The organism is Enterobacter sp. TMH.L2, from assembly GCF_050847315.1.
Taxonomy (GTDB): domain Bacteria; phylum Pseudomonadota; class Gammaproteobacteria; order Enterobacterales; family Enterobacteriaceae; genus Cedecea.
The window spans coordinates 898,499-914,857 of the sequence record NZ_CP193791.1; the positions used below are offsets into that span (position 1 = coordinate 898,499).

A 16,359-nucleotide genomic window follows, 5' to 3' on the forward strand; every position below is an offset into this window, starting at 1 on the left:
AACAGGCCATACCATGTTACAGAACAACCCCGAACTAAAATCTAAAATCGACCTGCTATGGAACAAATTCTGGAGCGGTGGCATCAGCAATCCGCTTACTGCCATAGAGCAAATTACCTACCTGCTGTTTATGAAACGGCTTGATGAATTGGATCAAAAACGGCAGGCCGATGCTGAGTGGACGAATGAAGAATACACTTCCAAGTTTGAAGGTACCTGGATTCCGCCTGAGGAGCGTAATTGGCCCGTGGCGGAACAGCGCCCCATTGACAAACGTACGCTGCGTTGGAGCGAATTCAAGCGTATGCAGGCTGAAGAGATGTTACAGCACGTACAGGGCAAAGTATTTCCCTTCCTGAAAGATCTGAACGGTGCCGAGTCCAGTTTCACCCACCACATGAAAAACGCTGTGTTCATCATTCCCAAACCGGCGCTGTTGGTTGAAGCAGTAAAGACTATCGACGATATTTTTGCGGTGATGGAAAAGGACTCACAAGAGCATGGTCAGGCCTTCCAGGACATCCAGGGCGATGTTTATGAAATGCTGCTTTCGGAAATCGCCACTGCAGGCAAGAATGGCCAGTTCCGAACCCCTCGCCATATTATCAAGTTGATGGCCGAGCTGGTGCAGCCTCAGCTGGGTCACCGCATTATCGATCCGGCCTGCGGCACTGGCGGATTTTTGCTGGGTGCGTATCAATACATCGTTACCCAGTTGGCTATCAACGCCGGTACCAAGAACCTTGTACCCGATGAAGATGGTTTTATCCGCACCTCAGTTGCCGCAACATATGATGAAAAACGCCAATTCGTCCTGCAAGAAAGCCTGTACGGCTACGACATTGACGCAACTATGGTGCGCTTAGGGTTGATGAACCTGATGATGCACGGTATCGATGAGCCCAATATTGACTATCAGGATACTTTGAGCAAAGGCTACAACGAAGAATCCGCCTACGACATCGTGCTGGCCAACCCACCGTTTACTGGCAGTATCGATAAGGGCGACATTAATGAAGCCTTACAGCTGGGCACTACTAAGACTGAGTTATTGTTTGTCGAAAACATCTATCGCTTGCTGAAAAAAGGCGGTACCGCCTGCGTGATCGTGCCGCAGGGTGTGCTGTTCAGCTCCGGCAAAGCCTTCAGAGACTTGCGCCAAACCCTGGTGGAACGCTGCGACCTCAAAGCCATTATCACCCTACCTAGCGGCGTGTTCAAACCCTACGCCGGAGTCAGCACAGCCATTTTACTGTTCACCAAGGTTTGGGGAGCAAAAGACAAGATTACGAAACCTGCTACCGAACACGTCTGGTTTTACGAAATGGCCGCTGACGGCTACTCGTTAGACGATAAGCGTACTAAGCAGGAAGGTTGTGGTGATCTGCAAGACATCATCACTAAGTACCGCAACCGCAATGTTGGGACCGACGCGGACCGAACTGGCAAGTACTTCATGGTACCGCGCAGCGAGATTGCTAATGAGAATAACAACTTCGACCTCTCATTTTCGCGCTATAAGGAAGATGTATTTGAAGAAGTGAACTACGACGCACCTGACGTAATTTTAGGTCGGCTGATCCAGGCAGAAGTAGGAGATGTTGATGAAGCGGAACTAGCCAAGGTGCAAAGCGGCATTGTGCGCGAGTTGCTGGAATTGAAGGGGATGTTGGGATGAGACAAGAAAAATTGTCTGAACTCTTGGACATCTCTATCGGTCGTACTCCCTCAAGAAGCGAGCCTAGTTATTGGGGAAAAGGATATCGCTGGGTTTCCATTCGCGATCTAAGCTCGAAAATAGTTACAGAGACAAAAGAGCAAATCACGAATCGAGCCGTCACAGATGCTCGATGCAAAATCGTAAAAAAAGGGACTTTGCTTTTCAGCTTTAAACTATCCATCGGCAAGATGGCATTTGCTGGTTGTGATCTTTTCACAAACGAAGCGATTGCAGCCTTTGCAATCAAAGACGAGAAACAGCTGAACCCAGAGTTTCTTTACTACGCATTACAATCAGCAACCTATGGCGGTTCAAACCAAGCCGTGATGGGTAAAACACTCAATTCGAAATCGCTTGCTGCAATCAAAATTCCTTTACCGCCCCTCGACGACCAAATCCGCATTGCCCATCTGCTTGGCAAGGTTGAAGGGTTGATTGCCCAACGGAAACAGCACCTGCAACAACTCGACGATCTGCTCAATAGCATATTTCTGGAGATGTTTGGCGATCCGGTACGGAATGAGATGGGGTGGGACAAACCCAGCCTGAAAGCCTTAGGGAAAATTTCTACGGGGAATACGCCACCCAGAAATGATCGTGCCAATTATGATGGCGATTTCATCGAATGGATTAAAACAGACAACATTACTAGGGATGCTATTTTCATTACACCTGCTGCAGAGTTTCTTTCTGAGGTTGGTGCGAGAAAAGCAAGAACGGTGACGAATGGTGCTTTGCTTGTGGCCTGTATCGCGGGAAGCGTCGAGTCGATCGGGCGTGCAGCATTAACAGACAGGACTGTGTCGTTCAATCAGCAGATCAATGCCATTCAGCCTGGAAAGGATGTGAATCCACGGTATTTGTATAGATTGTTTAAGTTGTCTCAGACCTACATACAGAGCCATGCTACGAAGGGAATGAAGAAGATTCTGACAAAGGGGGATTTTGAGAAGATCACGATGATCAAACCACCCATTGAAATCCAGAATCAATTTGCTGTCATCGCTGAAAAGATCGAAACCCTAAAATCTCGCTACCAGCAGAGCCTCACTGACTTGGAGTGCCTTTACGGTGCACTGAGTCAACGAGCATTCAATGGCGAGCTGAATCTATCACAAGTACCGATGCCAATACCGCCGACCCAAGAAGTCACCACTATTTCCCAAGGAGAGCAAGCCACCATGCCTGCCCTCGTTGTAAAAACTGTACCTGCCATTCATTTGCCCGATATCGATAATCTGCTGGCTGCTTTGGAAAATGCTGCGGCTCGCAGAACATTGATTACAGAATGGCTGGAAGCCTATCGTACACAACTTGCTGACACACCGTTTTCGTTACAACAATTTATGGAGCTGGCACAAAATCGACTGGCGGAGATTCATCCAGACAGCGTATTTATGCTAGGGACAAGAGATCTTGAACATATCAAAGATTGGGTATTCGAGTCGCTGGCGACCGGAAAACTGTCCCAGGTGTTTGACGATGCAAGCAATTGTATTGAGCTCAAGTCTGTTATCGAGCAAGGTCTGATATGAAACTACTACGTCTGAAGATCACCGACCCGGCAGGCTTTCGCAGCCTGCCCTGCGGTTTTGAGCACCATTTTCGCACGGAGTGGAATTTGCAGGATGAATTCGCAAAAGCTGACCACTTTGCCCCCTTCGTCTGCGCCGGACCGAATGGCAGCGGTAAATCCAACTTACTTGAAGTTCTGGCTGCAATCTTCTTTCAGCTGGAAATTCTGCGTGTGCGTCGTAGTTTTCTTCCTGAAGCATTGCAAGATGATACTCTGGATCTTTCACCCATTTCCTTTGAGCTAGACTATTTGATCCAAGTCCTTCCTGAATACCGTAGCTCTAACAGTCCCGAATGGGCTAAAGTGCATGTTAGGAAAAATGCCGGTGAAACGGTGCGCATTCTTTGGGAAAACCAAAGTGACTTTGGTTCGGACATAAATGAATCATTCACTAATAGCCATATTGATATGCTCTTGCCCCAGTATGTGCTCGGTTACTCTTCTGGCGAGAACGAAATCCTTAGTCTTCCTTTTTTTAAGATGCGCTTTGTACAGTTTGATGAGTACTACAACGCACTTACCCAGCAACTTCCATATCCCGGTCACCCAGAAACCAGACTTGCATATCTTGATAACGGATTCAGCCAGGCTATCTTGCTGTGCAACTTGCTGTTTATCGATGAGGATGATTTGCGACCTTTCCGCGAGGATGTTGGAATTGAAGGGCTGCAGGAATTCCGCATTATCGTTCGTCGTAGTGTTGAACTGCGACCAGAACAACTTGCTGCTTTTGCTAGTGAAGATGAAAATCAATACCAATTACCTGAAGACATAGTCAATAGTAATCCCGCTCTACAATTCCATATCGATGAACAGGGGGGACTCCATTATCGTCTAAATATTCTCCACTTATTGGAAGGCGACGAAAGATCTTCTCTAATGATTAATGCCTTACAGCGATGCGCTACCTTGAGTTACGTCGATGATGCTACTGATACGCTAATCTTAGATTACCGGGTTAATGAGGCAACTAAGCAAGCCTTCCGTGAAAACTTTGACGGTTCACCATTGGCTCTATTCCAGGCATTTCAGGTGTTGTTAGCCCTAAACCTTTATCTTGTAAGTGATACGCTTAAGTCGGATTTGTATACTTCAACCAGCCACTATGTTAGTGAAACAGTACCGACGCTAGCATCTGATGAGCGAATCATGCGCTTTAAACATTTCTATTTCAGGAAAATAGGGGTCGAGAAGCCGATGCTTCTCAAAGAGCTATCGGATGGCGAACACCAGTTATTGCATAGCCTTGGTTTGTGTGTGCTATTTCGTGACACTAACTGCCTGTTTCTGCTAGATGAGCCTGAAACCCACTTTAACCCAAATTGGCGAGCCAGTTTTATCACCCGCTTGCGTCAGTGCTTACCTGATCAAAAATATGTGGCGCAAGAAATGTTGATCACAACCCACACACCGTTTCTGATTTCAGATAGTAAGCCAGACAAGGTTTTGGTATTCAGCAAAGATGAAGCAACTGGTGTTGTCAGCATCAATCCCCCGGGCTACAACACTCTGGGTGCTTCTATCAACAAGATCACGATGAACACTTTTGGCAAACGTGAAACTATTGGTGGCTATGCACAAACCCTGCTCGAAGATTTGCGAAGACGTTTTGAGGAGGGTGGAGAGGATCGGGAAGCTCTTATTACCGAAATTCAGCAGCAATTAGGTGACTCGGTAGAAAAACTATTGTTGATCAAAACAATTCTTGACCAAAATGCACAAGGTAGCGAGAAGGAGTAAAGTTGATGCTGTTTACTTACACTTATGTACCACATCAAATGGAGAGGATGCAGCGGTTTGTTAATTTCATTTTCTATCAAGTGTGGTGTAGGTCGAGGAAAGCAGGGGAATATGACTTGGCTCTATTTGATGCTAATCCGCCTCTAAAAGAGGTAATGACCTCTTTTGCATATGGTGATACTGAGGCTGGTGATCGTTTTTCAAGTCAAGTTCAAGCTATTTATAAAAGTTTCTCCGAGCTCTCGCGAGAGCAAATAGCTCAGTTTAAACGGTGGTACCAAGGTAATAATAATCTGGAAAAGGTATGTGCCAATACGCCGAATACTCAACTAGCCCGTTACGCTGACATCGCGGTGAACCATAAAAAGCTGTCAGATCAACTCGGTACGTTTTTCAAAGGATTATACTCGCAGTCATTGCTGGATCTCGCTTCTTTGCGGGCCAAAATTGGTGATATTGACGATCATTACAAGAACTTCGTGCAAATTAATAAAGTTGGGAAATGCCCGTTTTGTGGTATCAGTGACTTACTTGGCGAATACCATACTAAACGCGAAGCTTACGACCATTATCTGCCTAAGGCATTGTATCCTTTTAACTCTATAAACTTTCGTAATCTCGTGCCTACCTGCCACTACTGCAATAGTAGCTATAAGACTAGTAAGAACCCTGTCTACATGCCACAAGACCCTGCAGGAGCTGTTCGTCGTCGCGCGGTTTTCTATCCATATAAATCTGTGACTCATTCCATCGAGTTACAAGTTACACTGCAAACTTCAGACATAGAAAACTTAGAACCTAACGATATCGCCCTGCAATTTGGTCCAGATACCGTTGCGGAAGAAATCGATACATGGAAGGAAATTTACGGTATTGAAGAACGCTACAAAGCTAAATTCTGCGGGGGAAATGGTGGAAAGTACTGGCTAGTGCAAGTGCTTGACGAATGGAGAATGGATGGCCGAAATCCCTCTGATTTTCTGACAACTCTAGAGCGTCAGACTCGAAATCGTCCATACGCCGACTGCAACTTCCTAAGGAAACCGTTCCTTGATGCGTGTGAGGCTCGAGGTCTTTTGCAGGATTTGTAGTGCTTGTGACCGATTGAAAAAAACCAGCTGATCAGTATGGTGCCACGGGTGGCGAAAGCTCGCTACGTTCATCGCCGAGATACAAACCGAATACCAACTGATTTTTTGCCCCAGACTGACCATCCACAGAGCATTAACCACAATATTATTATTCGGCTCTGAGCATCTAGAAACAGCTTCTTCATCTACTGACTAATAACCAACCATTGCTCTGCCTCTACTTCATACAGTTCCACTTGGATGACATATATCCGAACGGTACGTTTGAGGCAGTTATTTTGGTAGAATAGCACTTATTACACTTTCGTTAGTCCATAGCAAGTTCATCGAACTGACAGCAAAAATTTCACTGGCAGTGAAATTTTATTGCTTTGGATCAAAGTCTATGGTCTACTGATCACAGGTCAGGCGTTCCGCCTGAGCTGTGTTCTTTAAAATGATTGTTCTCATCGTAACAGCGAAGGTCTAGCGTAATAGCCTGTTTATCAGGCCGCTCCTTCATCCGGTGTTGGAGATTTTGACGGGCAGACCAGCGTCATCGGTCAGTCTGAAGCACGTTCGTCATGATGGTGATTCGTAGCCAGTCGCGATATGCGGCCACTGGGCAACTGCACTATCGGAATAAACGGGGCTTCATCGTCGCGAAGACTGGTGTTGGGCTTGCGCATCGGGTTGGCTCCTTTCGGCCATCGCCTTGTTACGGGGCTTCGGCGTTTTGCCGATTCAAAGGAGAGCAATATGAAACACGATACTTTAAAGAACACCATCGCAACGCTTGAAAAGCTGCGCGATGCTCACTGCAGCCAACTCGATGCTGGCGCTCTGGCAGAGCTGGAAGATGTATTGCGTCAGTTACGCATTCATCGTGACAGTCCGGTAAAAAGCGGGTTCCGGTTTGACGATATTGTCTTCCGGGCCCTGCGTATTATTGACGTTGTAATTCGTCTGATCACAAACATTGATTATTGGATGAAATAATGCAACAGAGCCAAGACGCAGCAGGCCCAATATTTATTTGTGGGGTTAATTATGAATATCGGACAGGCCATCAAGTTATGTCGGACCAGAAGAAAAATTTCACAGACAGATTTAGCGCAAAAAGCTAAATGCTCTGTTTCCTATCTTTCCATGCTGGAAAACAACAAACGCGATCCAACGCTTTCAACTCTTACCAGCATTGCTTCTGCTCTCAACATTCCTGTTAGCATTATTTTCTTTATTGCAGCAGAGGCCGGTGATCTTCAAGGTATTGATAAGGGGCTTCAGGGAGAACTTGCACGCACTGCGTTGGAGCTGCTTAATGATTCACACTCCGTCTGATTCACCTTTCTATAGCAAACGACGCATCAGCAGCATGGCAGCGCTATCAAAGGCGCTGAACGTCTCTCTTATCGAACTCTGCAATCTAGCCAACCGAGCGGATCATATGTACCGACTCGCCAATACAATAACTAAGCCTGACGGAAGTGTGCGTCAGACTTGGGATGCATATAAACCTCTCAAAAAGATACACCGTAGCATTAGACGTAATATTCTGGATTCAGTTATTTATCCTGCATACCTGACAGGTAGTCTGAAAGGTTGTGATTATAAAGTTAACGCATCATTGCACGTTGGCGCAACAATTGTAGTTAATGAAGATATCACGCGTTTTTTTCCGTCAACTTCAACCGCAATAGTGCAAAGCATATGGCTGTATTTCTTTGGCTTCAGTCGGGAAGTGGCTGAATGTTTGACTAAACTGACGACCCGACACGGGGAGTTGCCTCAGGGAGCTATCACCAGTTCATTTCTGGCTAATCTGGCGTTTTGGAAGGATGAACCGGCACTGCAAGCCAGTCTCCGAGCGCGAGGAATAATCTACTCTCGCTACGTTGATGATATTGCCGTCTCTTCAGTGAACTTTCTTGATAATCCGACTAAAACGAATGTAATAGCCTCGATTTATGGCATGCTTTTCAGGCACGGCTACCAGCCCAAACGCACTAAACACGAAATCAAAACGTCCGGAGACCGGATGGAAGTTACTCGGCTTTCGGTGAATTCTAAGCCTGGTCTCTCTTCTGCCAAGCAGAGTCAGATACGCTCGGCAGTTCATCATTTGGAGCAAGCTTTTCTGAGGGGCGAAATTATCGAGTTCGATAAGGGTCCATACGCAAAAACCTTGGGACAAGTTCATTTATTCGGCAGATTCCATCCAGGTAAAGCAAAAAAACTAAAGCAGCGTTTGCTTGCTCTTAAGAGTATGGGGCGCACAAATATGTGCCCGTAGTGTAGGAATTAGGGCAAAAACTTTTACTAAGGTGATGATGTGGCAATCTTTGACATTGAAAAGGACGAATTACTTCGGCTCTCCGATACTCAGCTAGAAGAGCTGATTGCTAGGCTAGCGGAAGCTGAAGTAGCAATGCACGGCCATAGCCCAGCATGTGTAAATTGGTCCGGTTCAATTACAGCCCCTGACGGAGGAATTGATATCCATGTTCAGATTCCAGTTGATCAACTGAAAGCAGGCTTTCTTGTAAGGCCTAATACGGTCTTTCAGGCAAAGAAACATAAAATGCCAAAGGCTGCAATTGAGAAAGAAATGGGCTCCGGCAAAGCGCTTTCACCCATCATATCTGAACAAGCCAGAAAGCAAGGCAGCTACATCATTGTCAGCCTTGGTGATGATTGTTCGCCGTCAGGAAAGGCGGAGCGTCTCAAAGCAATGAGGGAGGCAGTAAAAGATGATCTTAACAAAAATAATCTTCATCTCGATTTCTACGACCGATCCAAACTCATTCAATGGTTGCGCCAACATCCGTCAGTCATGTTGTGGGCAAAAGGGAAGCTTGGACAAGGATATTCTGGTTGGCAACCATACGGTGCATGGAGCAATCCACCACAGGGTGTTACAGACACTTTAATCTCAGCCCCAGGTGTAACCATCACCTTACCATCGGGAAAGGGGCAAAAACTCAAAATTGATGAAGCAATTAACCCAATGCGTACCCTTATTCGTTCGACGAATAAGGCGGTTCGTATTACTGGATTGTCTGGTGTTGGGAAGACTCGGATCGTTCAGGCGCTATTTGATGAATCTATTGGAACAGATGCGCTTGACCGAACAGTAGCTATTTATGTTGATACTGGCTGTGAGCCAGTACCGTCAGCTACAGCAATGCTTGATAAGCTGATCGCTGAGGGCCGACGAGCAATTATGATCCTTGATAATTGCCCATCAGAACTCCATGCTTCGCTTGCCAGCAAGGTATCAGCAGCAGGAAGAGAAGTAAGCCTTCTCACTATCGAGTACGACATTAAGGATGACAAACCACAGACAACTGAGGTCATTCACATAGAGACTGATGGTCCAGAGGTGGCAGAGCAACTCCTTGTCCGTCGCTTCCCTTCTATTGGCCAGAATAATGCTCGTCGGATTGCTGAGTTCTCAGATGGAAATGCAAGAGTTGCATTGGCTATAGCGGAGAGAGGGGAGGAAGGTGAGAATTTGGCTCTGCTTTCTGATACTCAGTTGTTTAATCGCTTGTTTGAACAGCGTAATAATCCCGACAGTAATTTACGGGAGCAAGCTGAAACATTGTCACTGGTTTACTCTTTCTCGGTATCGAGTACAGATGCATCTACCGATGAACTGGAAATATTGGGTGAGCTCTTTGGGTATTCCAAAGTCCAATTATTCAAAGCTGTTACAAAGTTGATGGAACGTCACGTTGTTCAGAAAAGATCCCACTGGAGAGCCATCCTCCCCCAAGCAATTGCTAACAAACTAGCAGTATCTGCACTTAATAGTATCCCAGTTGATCAACTCAGGACGACCTTTGAAACCTCGGGGCGGCAACGTTTATTGATGTCGTTCGCACACAGGCTGGGACTGCTACACGACCATGCTGTGGCTAAAGAGATCGTTAAAGCTTGGTTGCACCCTGAAGGGCTGCTTGGGCAGATAGTAAACCTAGATGATGTATCGACACGAATACTTCATTATGTCGCACCAGTTGCCCCTGAAGTTTTGCTTGAGCGGATTGAAGAAACGCTTGTTACGTCTAATTTTGAGAATATTAAATCACGCTACAATCCACAACGAACAGCAATTATCAACTTGTTGCAGTTACTTGCGTATGAATCGAGATACTTTGAACGATGCATTAAGCTCTTAGTCTGCATCGCAGACCAGGAAAGCGCGAGCAATAATTACGATTCGATTCGAAATAAGATAACAAGGTTTTTCCAACCTTATTTATCTGGCACCCATGCTTCCTTGGAGCAACGTATTGCGAGCATGAATGAATGCATTGCATCAGGTATGGCCAGGCGTAGAGGGCTGGGCATCAAAATGCTTGAAACGGCTCTCGGCGGACCACCGTGGACAGGATTCGGGATTAACGAGTTTGGTGCTCGGCCAAGAGATTATGGATTTAGACCCAGTTACGATGAACTTGTTGAGTGGCTGATCGCCTTCATCGACACTGTGGTTAGAATAGGAACTTCAGGAGTTCCCGAGCTTGAAGACGACGCTCGGCGCATCTTGGCTGATAAGTTTCGCTGGATTTGGCGTCATGAGGGAATAAGAGAAAAATTAATTGATGCGGCTCGCATGTTCCATGCCTACCGTCCTTGGGGTGAGGGTTGGAAAGCTGTCCGCTCAACAATTTATTTTTTTCATACGCATAGAAAAGATAACCAAGATATTGAACCATTGCCGGAAATGCTTGTGACGCTTGAACAAGAATTGGAGCCTAATGGCCTGGTTCCGGCAGTAATGGCGTATGTACTCAGTAATGGGCGCGATTTTTGGACGCTAAATGCCGATTTTGAGCATGAAGGACCTAATAAATTTAGAAAAATTAAGGAAATAATCGACGCTAAAGCTTTCGGATTGGGGCAAGAATTTGCAGTATCTACACATGAACTTGATGAGTTGGGCCCTAATATATTTTCACGAGGTGGGATGCCCTATCGCATCGAATTTGGTAAAGGCTTAGCTAGAGGGGCCCCTGATCTGCGAGTCTATTGGCAGCAACTAGTCAATCAATTGGATCTACAACACAAATCTCAAAGTGATTTCTCGGTCATTCGAGGTTTCATTGAAGAGACTAATTCTATCGATTCAGCATTAGCACAGGAACTGCTCGATCAGTGCGCACAGCATTCTGAGCTTCGAACCGAGCTAGTCAACCTACATCCTTGGCGGAAGTTTACTGAAATCGACTTAGATCGCTGCATGCCGCTTCTGGATGAACATGACATCCGGCCTCACATGTATGGAGCGATTCTTTGGGGAGCGGCGTTCACTAATTTGCCAGAAAGTCGTGTTCTCGAGCTCGCACAGAGACTTCTGAGCAAACCGGATGGTGATGAGGTTGTTTTGGAAGCGCTGAGTATGAAAGTAGCTGATGAAGGAGATATTGCTGACACACTAGGTCCTGCACTACGAAAGATAGGCCTATCAGCTGCAATCCAGAGATTCCGAAGAGATCACAATGATCTAGGCGGGGGGCTAGATTATGCTATGGAACATGTTATCAATGTCGCATTGCGCTTCGATGGCAACGAGGCTGAAAAGTTAGAATGGTTGAATACAATCTTCGCTGTCGTTGATGAGCATTTTGGCAATGTTTATTCTTTCGAAGAAGCTATCGGTATTACCGCTGCATTGATGCCAAAAGAGTTTCTCAGTCGCGTTTTTGATAGTACCGAGGAACAACAAAGGCGGCTGCATTTTATCAATCATGATGATTCATATCCGTCTCCTCTTACGAAAATAGATGTAGGCACTTTGATTGAATGGTGCGAAACCAATAATGATCCTCACGTATGGGCTTCAGTCGCTTCAGGATTAAACCTATGGTCGAAGGACGATGAGCAAGGCCGTATTTACTTGCAGGATGATGCACTGAGTTTTCTAGAAGCCTCACCCGAGCCAGGAGCAATCCTTGAGATTTTTGCCGAACACGTAACTCCTTCATCATGGTCAGGTAGTCGTGCGAACGTGATGCAACCTAGGGTTGAAGCCATAGGCAAATTGGTCACCCACGAGAGTACAGACATATCTAAGTCAGCTAAAGCTGTGTATGAAAAACTGACTCGTTGGGTTGAAAACGAAAAAGAACGCGAACAACGAGAAGATAGTGAAAGGGAACAGCGGTTTGAATAACGGCTAAGAGCATAGCAAGGAGAAAGTAATGGAATCTGCACGTGATAAACTACCGGCAACAAACTGCCTGATATGTCATCTAAATTAAGAAAAAAATGGCCATTCCTCTGCTACAGCTGCTACGTGTAGCAGCTGTAGCAGTCTAACAGACGGAGTAAAACATTTTCTTTATCACCCCATGTGACATGGCTGGCAAAGAATCTGCACGATCCCACAAAGCTGCTCCCGCTCATATCGGGCATCTTGTGAGATTCCTGCCAGCAGGATGATGTTACTGATATCTTCTCCCGGGCATCTCAGGTAATAAATCAGATCATCGATGCTGAGAAGGCAATTAAAGAGTGTGCTTTCACTCAGAATGCCAATCAGGCTGCCACTCAGCTCCTCTACGGTAAGAATTTTATCTGCCCGGATAAGGTCGGCAAGTATTTTATTGTCGTTACAACACTCTTTTTCTTTAATGTAACGACTAACTTTACCCAAAATATCATCAAATTTTTTAAGCAGCCCAGAGATTGCATGAGGGTAAATACCTAAAGGATCGACCTCATGCAAATAGCTTACTTTCCTTATCATAAGGTTATACATTTTTACCGCGCGCATAATCACAAAATTGTTAGCAAAAGATGCTATTGGTGATATTACTCCTCGCTGATTAACAACTCGATAATCAGTGAGAACGCCTTGGTTCGCGAGTATACTATTAATCATGGAAAGCAATACGCCATCCCGAATTTTATTTCTTTCTAGTTTTACTTTAAGAGCCAGTTTGATAACAGAAAAGGCGGCTGGCAAGAAACCAATCGGCAATTCTTCAATGTCTATATCATTCACCAGGGTCCAAGCCCCAGCCAGTTCTTCTCGACTCAGAAGGCAAATGAGCGACAGGAGTTTAGCATAAGGCTCTATTACATCAGAATGGTTGGAGGAGTTAAGGCATGCCGACATCTTAATAAAATCCCAGCCTGAGTAACTACGTAGCTGGTTCGTATCAAAAACAATTTTCCTGAGCTCAATTATGTAGCGGTATGGTTCTTCGTCTAAAGTCACAGAGATAGGTGCGATCGCTTTCCTGTTCCAGAACCAAGTGATGCTATGCAGCAGAGTCTCATCACACTGTTCAGAATAAATATAATGATACAAGCTTCTGTTTATTGAATTACAGAAAATTCCATGTTCCGTCATCCTTCTATAAATCCCGGACAATGAAATGACCAATGCCGTGTGTTTCTCGAATTCAAGCAAAAAATTAAGTGAGAGGTATGCACGTTCCACTGCAATTAATCTGGCGTCATTTGCAGTGACGTCCTTCCCTGATATGAATGACTCTATATATTCAGTTCTGCTGAGTGTTATTTTTTGCTTAATTGTGTCATTTTTTTGTCCATTTCCCTTCCGGATATTTGCAATATGGCTGAAAATAGAGCTCAAGTGATCTTTATAAGAAAAATCCAGTGTGCCTATATACTCACGCAGGTAATCTCTTACACCGGCGTAAACACACTCACTGCCACTTTCAACAGAGGGGCAGTGTCTGCTATTTAAAAATTGGTGAATATGGAAATAGAAATGCGTTTCATCATTAAGTTGTAATGTTTTATAAATTTCTAGAGCAATGACGGGTGGCATAGCTTCCTGCAGGTATCGCCGGGCTATCTGGTTGTTGTCTAGGCGGGAAAATACAGGAATGTGTATTAGCGCATTGTACAGTTGCTCGTACCTGGCAAAGATCTCCCACCTCTGTTCTTTGCTGAACACCCCGTTGGTATCAACAATGTCCGAAACACTGTCATAGCAGTGCTTGGCAAACGCCTGATGAAATGAAAAACCGCTGTTATTGCGTGTTTCCCTGTGCTTGTCATTCTTAACGAACAGGCCAAAAGACTGATACAGAACATACATCATTTCAGCAAATGAATGACTCCTCACATACCCTCCGGTTGGTTTCCGTTTCTCTACGGGGACAGTATCACAGAGCATGCGGCAAAGTTCGAGGACTGCCAACGATATCCAACAGGAGAACAATACATGACAAATCCACGTGAGCTTCAGTGCTTTTCTGACCAGCCCCTGCGCATCCTGCGCATGTCCGAACTAACTAAATTGCTCGGCATATCGAGATCAAGCATCTATGAAAAACTGAATCCAAAATCCAGGTACTACGATGCAGACTTTCCAAAACCCGTCAGACTCGGGGTCGCATCTGTCGGCTGGCGCTCCATCTCAGTGGAAGAATGGATAGCATCCCGAACAGTGCAATGCTGAGGATGCCGCAGGCTTATGTCAAAACCAAATGAAGAATTGTGCCTCGAGCTCTTAACCTTACCCCGTTACTACCGGCGGCTGCTGGAGTATTTATATTATAAAACAGGAGCGCCGGTTGAGATTCTGTTACCAGTTATTCTGGGCGCGATGTCTCTGGCATGCCAGGACATGTTTGATGTTGAACCCATTCCGGGGCGAAGGTACCCAACATCGCTGTTCATCCTGATACTTGCAAAGTCAGGGAGCAGGAAATCAACCATCTTCAGAATAGTACTGGAGGCAGTGACTCAGCTAGAACAGGAAATCGATTCAGATTTTCGTGAAGAAGTGATCCGGTATGAACGGGCGCTGGTGCTCTGGAAAGCAGAAGCCGCTGCATTTGAGAAGTGTTATAAAAAAGCGGTGACTCAGGACGCAGATTCAACGCAAGCCCATCAGGCACTGGATGATGCTCACCGTCGGAAACCTGTAAGACCTGTCAAAAGACGCCTGATGACAAGTGATCCTACCAATGAGGCTTTAGGGAAAGAGCTGGGGCTGGGATATCCGGTATTGATGCTTGTGTCGGATGAATCAGGAGGTTTACTTGACGGTAACCTGTTCCGCAATACCCCGCAGCTCAACGCTCTGTGGTGTGGCGATACGATCAACGTGGCAAGGGCATCCACGGAAAGCTATACCATTTGTGATGCCCGGTTTGGGATGATGCTGGCAATGCAGCCGGAATTATTTGATAGCTTCCTTAGCCGTCATGGGAAAAAGATGCGCCATTCAGGATTTCTACCCCGCTGTATGCTGGTAGATCTGGATCAGGTGCCTGAGGTTTGTAGACCTGAACAGGTAAACCAGATTGACGGATCTTTGCTTCAGGAGTTCTTTACCACTCAGATAAAGCATTTACTGGCTGGAGTACAGCGTAGAAAAGAGGGAGCCAAAAGAACCTGTGTAACTTTCTGCCATGAAGCACAGGCGTTATTCGAGGAAACTGATGCGTCAATACGCGAGCATATGAAACCCGGGGGAGCTTTACAGCACTACGATGATTTTTCGTCCCGGTTTGTGGAACATGCATCCCGGATAGCTGCTGTTATGCAGATATTTATTACTCCTGATTCACCAATCGTTACTAAGGACACGTTGATATCCGCCCTAAATTTAACCGAATGGTTTCTTAATCATTTCATTACAAAAGTGGACTCAACTCGCGAACAATCGGATGATGAAAAAGTCCTGTTATGGCTTGAGGACCATCTCGCCGTGAATGGTTCTTTCGAGTTCAGGAGAAACGATATCATTAAGAAAGGTCCTTATTGTGTCAGACGTGCCGACCGACTAATGCCTGCACTGCGGAAACTTGAGAGAAAAGGAAAGGTTCAGTTATAAGATGAGTGCGGAATCAATTACGTCAGGTTCATTGGTGCTGAAATGGACCCTGTTGAGCTGGCAGTTAAAACAAAAACGCCAATTCATCTTAGTGGGCCGTTATTTATGAGTAAATTGCCCGTTAAATAACTTCAGAGTGATTTAACGGGGTTTTAAATTAACGTCAATAAACTCAAAGTCAGATGTGTAGCGGCTTCCGCTACCTCTGGTTACCTGTTGATGTACATTTAAAATACACGGTATAAGTATTATATGCTTGGAGCACAGTTAACACGCATGCAATAAATAAACACATATACTACTAATGACCTTAATTAACTGAAAACCATACCAGTCAAATCTGTGCTTAATGCAACTCAGATACCTGAGCCCATTACAGCCTGCTAAAGGCATGATGCTGGAAGACGGCTGTCAATGCTCTGTA

Annotated in this window: 11 protein-coding genes; 10 read left to right on the forward strand and 1 reads right to left on the reverse strand. The window is 45.5% G+C overall.

The genetic code is table 11. From position 1 onward, the window contains the following. Positions 1-13: 13 nt before the first annotated feature. The 8 genes from ACREYP_RS04375 (at position 14) to ACREYP_RS04410 (ending at position 12,287) form a co-directional block, all read left to right on the forward strand. The gene (locus tag ACREYP_RS04375) at positions 14-1,678 is read left to right on the forward strand and encodes a type I restriction-modification system subunit M (protein WP_498881119.1); all 1,665 of its coding nucleotides are present in this window, start codon (positions 14-16) and stop codon (positions 1,676-1,678) included. Further along, entirely contained in the window at positions 1,675-3,255 is a 1,581-nt protein-coding gene (locus ACREYP_RS04380; RefSeq protein ID WP_107320039.1) for a restriction endonuclease subunit S, read from the forward strand. Before ACREYP_RS04375 ends, ACREYP_RS04380 begins: the two co-directional genes overlap by 4 nt. Further along, on the forward strand, positions 3,252-5,036 hold the full coding sequence (locus ACREYP_RS04385) for a restriction system-associated AAA family ATPase (RefSeq protein ID WP_107320038.1): 1,785 nt from the start codon (positions 3,252-3,254) through the stop codon (positions 5,034-5,036). The genes ACREYP_RS04380 and ACREYP_RS04385 overlap by 4 nt, the downstream gene beginning before the upstream one ends. A 5-nt stretch (positions 5,037-5,041) precedes the next feature. Continuing rightward, positions 5,042-6,127, forward strand: coding sequence for a hypothetical protein (locus ACREYP_RS04390; protein ID WP_498881120.1), 1,086 nt, complete (start codon positions 5,042-5,044; stop codon positions 6,125-6,127). 738 nt (positions 6,128-6,865) lie between these two features. After that, positions 6,866-7,105 (forward strand): hypothetical protein, encoded by a 240-nt coding sequence (locus ACREYP_RS04395; protein ID WP_498881121.1) that lies wholly within the window; start codon positions 6,866-6,868, stop codon positions 7,103-7,105. Positions 7,106-7,156: 51 nt separating this feature from the next. Continuing rightward, positions 7,157-7,447 carry a helix-turn-helix domain-containing protein gene (locus ACREYP_RS04400; protein WP_107320036.1) on the forward strand — a complete coding sequence of 97 codons (291 nt, stop codon included), beginning with the start codon at positions 7,157-7,159 and terminating at the stop codon, positions 7,445-7,447. Beyond that, entirely contained in the window at positions 7,428-8,399 is a 972-nt protein-coding gene (locus ACREYP_RS04405; RefSeq protein ID WP_107320035.1) for a reverse transcriptase family protein, read from the forward strand. Before ACREYP_RS04400 ends, ACREYP_RS04405 begins: the two co-directional genes overlap by 20 nt. A gap of 39 nt (positions 8,400-8,438) precedes the next feature. Continuing rightward, positions 8,439-12,287: a hypothetical protein gene (locus ACREYP_RS04410; protein ID WP_498881122.1), complete on the forward strand. Its 3,849-nt coding sequence runs from the start codon at positions 8,439-8,441 to the stop codon at positions 12,285-12,287. A 171-nt stretch (positions 12,288-12,458) separates the two neighbouring features. On the opposite strand, the gene ACREYP_RS04415 is transcribed toward ACREYP_RS04410, so the two are convergent. Next, on the reverse strand, positions 12,459-14,216 hold the full coding sequence (locus ACREYP_RS04415) for a hypothetical protein (RefSeq protein ID WP_498881123.1): 1,758 nt from the start codon (positions 14,214-14,216) through the stop codon (positions 12,459-12,461). Between the two features lie 156 nt (positions 14,217-14,372). Between ACREYP_RS04415 and ACREYP_RS04420 the strand changes: the two genes are divergently transcribed. Together ACREYP_RS04420 and ACREYP_RS04425 are read left to right on the forward strand one after the other, a co-directional pair. Continuing rightward, entirely contained in the window at positions 14,373-14,552 is a 180-nt protein-coding gene (locus ACREYP_RS04420) for a helix-turn-helix transcriptional regulator (protein ID WP_234366573.1), read from the forward strand. 15 nt (positions 14,553-14,567) lie between these two features. Next, entirely contained in the window at positions 14,568-15,935 is a 1,368-nt protein-coding gene (locus tag ACREYP_RS04425; protein ID WP_498881124.1) for a YfjI family protein, read from the forward strand. Positions 15,936-16,359: the final 424 nt, after the last annotated feature.

Excerpts from the sequence above, each read along its gene's own strand:
- ACREYP_RS04385 (WP_107320038.1), top strand. The coding sequence starts at position 3,252 with ATGAAACTACTACGTCTGAAGATCACCGACCCGGCAGGCTTTCGCAGC.
- ACREYP_RS04420 (WP_234366573.1), top strand. The coding sequence starts at position 14,373 with ATGTCCGAACTAACTAAATTGCTCGGCATATCGAGATCAAGCATCTAT.
- ACREYP_RS04395 (WP_498881121.1), top strand. The coding sequence starts at position 6,866 with ATGAAACACGATACTTTAAAGAACACCATCGCAACGCTTGAAAAGCTG.
- ACREYP_RS04400 (WP_107320036.1), top strand. The coding sequence starts at position 7,157 with ATGAATATCGGACAGGCCATCAAGTTATGTCGGACCAGAAGAAAAATT.
- ACREYP_RS04390 (WP_498881120.1), top strand. The coding sequence starts at position 5,042 with ATGCTGTTTACTTACACTTATGTACCACATCAAATGGAGAGGATGCAG.
- ACREYP_RS04375 (WP_498881119.1), top strand. The coding sequence starts at position 14 with ATGTTACAGAACAACCCCGAACTAAAATCTAAAATCGACCTGCTATGG.
- ACREYP_RS04425 (WP_498881124.1), top strand. The coding sequence starts at position 14,568 with ATGTCAAAACCAAATGAAGAATTGTGCCTCGAGCTCTTAACCTTACCC.
- ACREYP_RS04405 (WP_107320035.1), top strand. The coding sequence starts at position 7,428 with ATGATTCACACTCCGTCTGATTCACCTTTCTATAGCAAACGACGCATC.
- ACREYP_RS04380 (WP_107320039.1), top strand. The coding sequence starts at position 1,675 with ATGAGACAAGAAAAATTGTCTGAACTCTTGGACATCTCTATCGGTCGT.